Annotated in this window: 4 protein-coding genes and 1 pseudogene; all 5 read left to right on the top strand. The window is 50.7% G+C overall.

Annotation, left to right across the window (positions count from 1 at the left end):
• Positions 1-836 (top strand): annotated as a pseudogene (locus tag H6F50_RS02885) (CCA tRNA nucleotidyltransferase); the annotation flags it as partial.
• A gap of 139 nt (positions 837-975) precedes the next feature.
• Positions 976-2424 (top strand): serine/threonine-protein kinase, encoded by a 1449-nt coding sequence (locus tag H6F50_RS02880; protein ID WP_190426110.1) that lies wholly within the window; start codon positions 976-978, stop codon positions 2422-2424.
• A gap of 69 nt (positions 2425-2493) precedes the next feature.
• Complete coding sequence (locus tag H6F50_RS02875) at positions 2494-2820, top strand: DUF6825 family protein (protein WP_190414406.1); 327 nt, start codon at positions 2494-2496, stop codon at positions 2818-2820.
• 140 nt (positions 2821-2960) lie between these two features.
• On the top strand, positions 2961-4718 hold the full coding sequence (locus tag H6F50_RS02870; RefSeq protein ID WP_190426118.1) for an AarF/UbiB family protein: 1758 nt from the start codon (positions 2961-2963) through the stop codon (positions 4716-4718).
• A 39-nt stretch (positions 4719-4757) separates the two neighbouring features.
• A partial coding sequence (locus H6F50_RS02865; RefSeq protein WP_190426107.1) for a PP2C family serine/threonine-protein phosphatase occupies positions 4758-5270 on the top strand: 513 nt, incomplete at its 3' end.

Here is a 5270-nt window from a genome sequence, read left to right as displayed (position 1 = left end):
TAGATTTGCGATCGCGCCAAATCCGCGTCCTCCATGCCAATAGCTTTATCGAAGATCCGACGCGCATTTATCGCGCCGTGCGGTTTGCAGTGCGCCTGGGATTTCAGATTGAGCCACAGACGGAAGGATATATCCGCTATGCGCTAGAGAGTGGAATTTACGAGCGCTCGCTCTCTGAAAATAGCAAAGCCCCAGCGCTACAAACACGGCTGAAAGCAGAACTCAAATACATCCTCCAAGCGCCCTACTGGAAACCCGCGTTGCAGTTACTTGCCGATCTGGGGGCGTTGCGGTGCCTCCATCCCACGCTAGAGTTAGATGAGCCATTATGGAAGCAGGTGCGTTTACTAGATCGGTGTCTGCGCCGATTTGATCCTCAGAAAACCCTCGATCATTGGCAGATGCGGCTAGAAATTTTAATTGCCTACCTCGCTGGCGAATATCGCGCGAAAGTGGCAATCAATCTTCAATTACCGACAGACAGTATCGAACGATTAGATCAACTCGATCGGGATCGAGCGGATGTGGTGAAATTTTTGCCCGAATGTCACCGACCGAGTCAAATTGTCGTGTTGCTGAGACGGTACGAATTGCCTACGTTGATTTTGATTGCTGTCAAAAATTCGCGTCTGATTCGGCGGCTAATTTGGCGATATCTCACTATCTGGGCGAATATTCAACCGATATTAAACGGCAATGATTTGAAAGCCCTCGGCTACAAACCGGGGCGTGAATTCAAACCCATGTTAGATCGTCTATTGGCAGCAACGCTGGATGGAGAAATCCGCGATCGCGCTGATGCTGAAAAATTTTTGGCAGAGTATTATCCACTTTGAAGCGGCTAAGAGTCAAATCCAGGAGCGGAAACACCCGCCCTAAGCAAGCCCGGTAATCAACCGCCGCTTCCCTCCCTCCTGGGACTCAAAATTCGTACCAAGACGGTAGCATAGTTGGGAAAACTGTAACAAATCTTTAATGAACTTAACGGCTGGAGCAGTCCTGAAGAACGGCAAATACGTCCTCGACGCCCCACTGGGTCAAGGTATCTTTGGGATCACCTACCGGGCGACTCATACTCAGTCGGGGAAAGCGGTCGTCATCAAAACCCTCAACGACAGTCTGCGGACTCATCCTGATTTTGAGCGGTTTGGGCAGCAATTTCTCACCCAGGCACGTCGCCTTGCTCGCTGCAAGCATCCTCACCTGGTTCGGGTTCTCGACTTGTTTGAGGAATCCCGGCGATGTTTCATCGTCATGGAGTTCATACCGGGGCAGACGCTGGCTGAATCGCTGCCAGCGGGTCAGATTTTGCCAGAAGCCCAAGCCCTTGGCTATATTCGTCAAATTGGCAGTGCCTTAACGGTTATCCACAAGGCAGGGTTACTGCACCGAGATGTCAAACCCCAAAACATCATCCGGCATCAAGGAACTGATGATGTTGTGCTGATTGACGTTGGTTTTTGTGCTGAATTTACGCAGGGAGTGACGCAAACCCAAGCCAGTTTGCTGAGTCCCGGATATGCGCCAATCGAACAATATTTTTCCCAGGAAAAACTCACCCCAGCGACAGATGTCTATGCTTTAGCAGCAAGTTTGTATTGCTTGCTGACGGGTCAACCGCCGGTTCCAGCACCGTTACGCGATCGCATCCCTCTGCCAAATTTACGGGAAATTCAACCCAAACTCAGCCCGACTGCGATCGCTGCGATTTTGTGTGGCTTAGAAATCAAAGCCGAGAAGCGTCCCCAAAAAGTAGAAGATTGGCTCTCCCTGTTGCCCGCCTCCAAGGCTCCACAGGCTCCCCGCGCGACCCAAACGGCTCGTCGCCCTGTAATCCCCAAATCTCAGCCTGCGCCCCAAAAGCCGCAACCAGCCAGCAACACGAAACCGAAGATATCGCTTGCTAGCGGAGTGAACTGGAATCTTAGCCAGGATGTGAAGCGACCGGGCAAAACCCGCCCCTACAAAACTCGACTAGCCAAAGTGAGTGCTGCCCCGAAAAAACTCAAAACAGCGATACGGGCAAACTTCCCGATTGCCTTTGCCAAACTGAAAATCTCGCTAGAGAGTTTCAAGATTCCAGAGGCGATGAATCGCGTCTCTACAAAGCTTGGCTCGTCAGCGAACCTTCCTAGCTTACAAAACTTAAAGTTTCCCAAACTGACACTAGGCAGAGGGCTGATGATGACCGCTGCGATCGCTACCTGTACGGGTGCTGGATTCGGCTTGGCAGTTCGCTTGAACGGAGCAATGGGACCGGGATCTTCTATCCTGCATACCGAACAATCCTTTCCACCCCGCGACGACTGGCCCATCTCAGACACCCCCGATCCCACGTCCAACGCTAACCTGCTATCACCCCCCGCTGCTGTTGTCGCACCCGTACCACCTTCCTCAGGTACACTGCCAAAGCCTAAGCTGTAACCTAGGCTGTATGTAGTATCGAGAGCAAGCAAGTTATAATTTGTTTCGGACGCACAAATAGATTTTTTCATGACGAATCCTGTAGTTCATGCCTTTTTTGTCGGCAGAGCGGTTGCAGAAGCTCTCAATGAACAGGTAGAAAACGCCGTCACCAATGCTCTCTCGGAACTCGGCAAATTTGATGCTGAACAACGAGAGTCTTTGCGGCACTTCACCTCACGAGTAACCGAACGCTCTAACGCCCAAGCTGAAACGGTGATGCGGGGGCGAACCACTACCAGCATTGTGCCTCAAGGCACCCAAACAACAGATTTGCAAGCGACGATTGATGAACTTCGGGCAGAAGTCGCTCGCTTTCGCGCCGAATTACAACGCTATCGCAGCAGCTCAGTATAAATCCTGAGAGCGCAGCGCTCTGTTCGCGTGCTGAGGGGGAATTCAGTTAAAAGTTCAGTTGTGAGTTGTTAGTTATCCAAAACTCACACACTCAACTGCGATCGCGCCAACTACTTGAAAAAACAGACTTAGGAATCCGAGTGTCAGCCTATCCTAATGACTCTAAACTGAAGCGATACGCGGCTAGCACGCCGAGTGCCCAGCGTGCCGCTGATAAAGCCCGTAAGGATAAGGCTTATCGGTGGAACCGCGAAAGTTACTCCCATCAACGGCGCTTCGTAGATATTTGGGGGTTTGTTTTAACCTTATTGTTTAAGCTCTGGCGCTACAACAAATCTTGGAGCTATCCGGGCGGAGTTACAGAGGAAAAACAAGCCCACAGACGCAGAGCACAAGCGATTTGGATTCGAGAGACGTTCTTAGACCTAGGGCCGACTTTTATTAAAGTTGGGCAGCTGTTCTCCACCCGTGCCGATTTATTCCCTGTGGAGTATGTGGAGGAACTTTCTAAGCTGCAAGACAAAGTGCCTGCTTTTAGCTACGAACAAGCTGAGGTGTTGATTGAGAAGGACTTCAGCAAGAAAGTTTCGCAGCTTTACCGCACTTTTGACCCGATTCCCCTGGCGGCTGCTAGCTTGGGACAGGTACATAAAGCAACTCTCCACAGCGGCGAAGAAGTCGTGGTCAAGGTACAACGACCCGGACTGCGGCAGCTGTTTACGGTTGATTTGCAAATTCTTAGAGGAATTGCCCGTTTCTTTCAAAACCATCCCGACTGGGGTCGGGGTCGTGACTGGCTGGGAATCTATGAGGAGTGCAGCCGAATTCTTTGGGAAGAAATTGATTACCTGAATGAAGGCAGCAACGCCGATACGTTTCGCCGCAACTTCCGCGCCTATGATTGGGTAAAAGTGCCGCGTGTCTACTGGCGATATACGTCGCCACGGGTTGTCACTCTTGAGTACATTCCGGGCATCAAAATTAGTCACTATGAAGCGCTAGAAGCAGCAGGGCTAGATCGAAAGGAACTGGCTCATCTGGGTGCTAAAGCTTACCTGCAACAATTGCTCAACGATGGCTTCTTCCACGCCGACCCGCATCCTGGCAATATCGCAGTCAGTCCCGAAGGTGCCCTAATTTTCTATGATTTCGGCATGATGGGGCGGATTAAGTCCAACATTCGCGAGCAACTAATGGAAACGCTGTTTGGCATTGCTCAAAAAGATGGCGACCGAGTGATGCATTCGCTCGTCGAAATGGGAGCGCTGGCAGCGGTTGATGATATGGGACCCGTACGGCGATCGATTCAGTATATGCTGGATCACTTTATGGACAAGCCGTTTGAAAACCAATCGGTGAGTCAGATTAGTGAAGACCTTTATGAAATTGCTTACGACCAACCTTTTCGGTTTCCGGCGACTTTTACCTTTGTGATGCGAGCCTTCTCAACTTTAGAAGGGGTTGGAAAAGGCTTAGACCCGGAATTTAACTTTATGGAGGTTGCAAAACCCTTTGCAATGCAGCTTATGGCAGATAGTAATGGCAGTAATAGTAGTAGTAGCTTCTTGAATGAATTAGGACGGCAAGCGGCTCAAGTTAGCAGTACGGCTTTGAGTTTGCCCAGGCGGATTGAGGATACGATTGAGAAATTAGAGCAGGGCGACCTGCGAATTCGAGTGCGCTCTATTGAGAGCGATCGCATTCTTCGGCGCATGAGCAGTATTCAGTTAGGAACGAACTATACTTTGCTCATCAGTGCCTTCACTCTGTCAGCCACCATCCTCTTCGTTCAGGGTTATGTGGGGCTAGCAGTTGTGGTTGCTCTGGGGGCAGCTGCCATCGCGTTTGTCCTCATCCGCTTGCTCATGCGCCTTGACCGATTTGATCGGATGTTTTGATTCAGGTAAAGTAAAGTTGCTGTTGCCAGCAGACAATATATGATTCGTCGCTCCACGGGCCTCTCTGATGCGGGACTTCTTCGTTCCGTCAACCAAGATGACTACCATATCGACCCTGATGGGCGATTTTTTATAGTTGCTGATGGCATGGGAGGACATGCAGGAGGCCAGGAGGCAAGCCAAATCGCCACTCAGGCTATCTACACCTATCTAGATGAGCATTGGCATTCCGACGAGACTTGCCCAGCGTTATTAGAAAAAGCCTTCTTGGATGCAAATCAGGCGATTTTACAAGATCAAGCGAATCATCCAGAACGCTCAGATATGGGCACGACAGGCGTTGTAGTGATGTTTCGCCAACAGCAGCCTTGGGTCGCTCATGTGGGGGACTCTCGCCTTTATCGAATGCGAGGGGCAACTCTAGAGCAAATCACTGAGGATCATACTTGGGTGGCACGGGCGATGAAAGCCGGGGAGCTGACTTCCGAACAAGCTAAAATGCACCCGTGGCGTCACGTATTGTCTCAGTGTCTGGGTCGTAAAGATTTGCGT

This window comes from Coleofasciculus sp. FACHB-712 (genome assembly GCF_014695635.1).
GTDB lineage: Bacteria > Cyanobacteriota > Cyanobacteriia > Cyanobacteriales > FACHB-T130 > FACHB-T130.
The sequence above is the reverse complement of the archived record's forward strand: the minus strand, read 5'-3'. Positions and strand labels throughout refer to the sequence as shown.

Bases quoted from the DNA above. Each gene is read 5' to 3' on its own strand.
- H6F50_RS02880 (WP_190426110.1), top strand. From the start codon at position 976: ATGAACTTAACGGCTGGAGCAGTCCTGAAGAACGGCAAATACGTCCTC.
- H6F50_RS02875 (WP_190414406.1), top strand. From the start codon at position 2,494: ATGACGAATCCTGTAGTTCATGCCTTTTTTGTCGGCAGAGCGGTTGCA.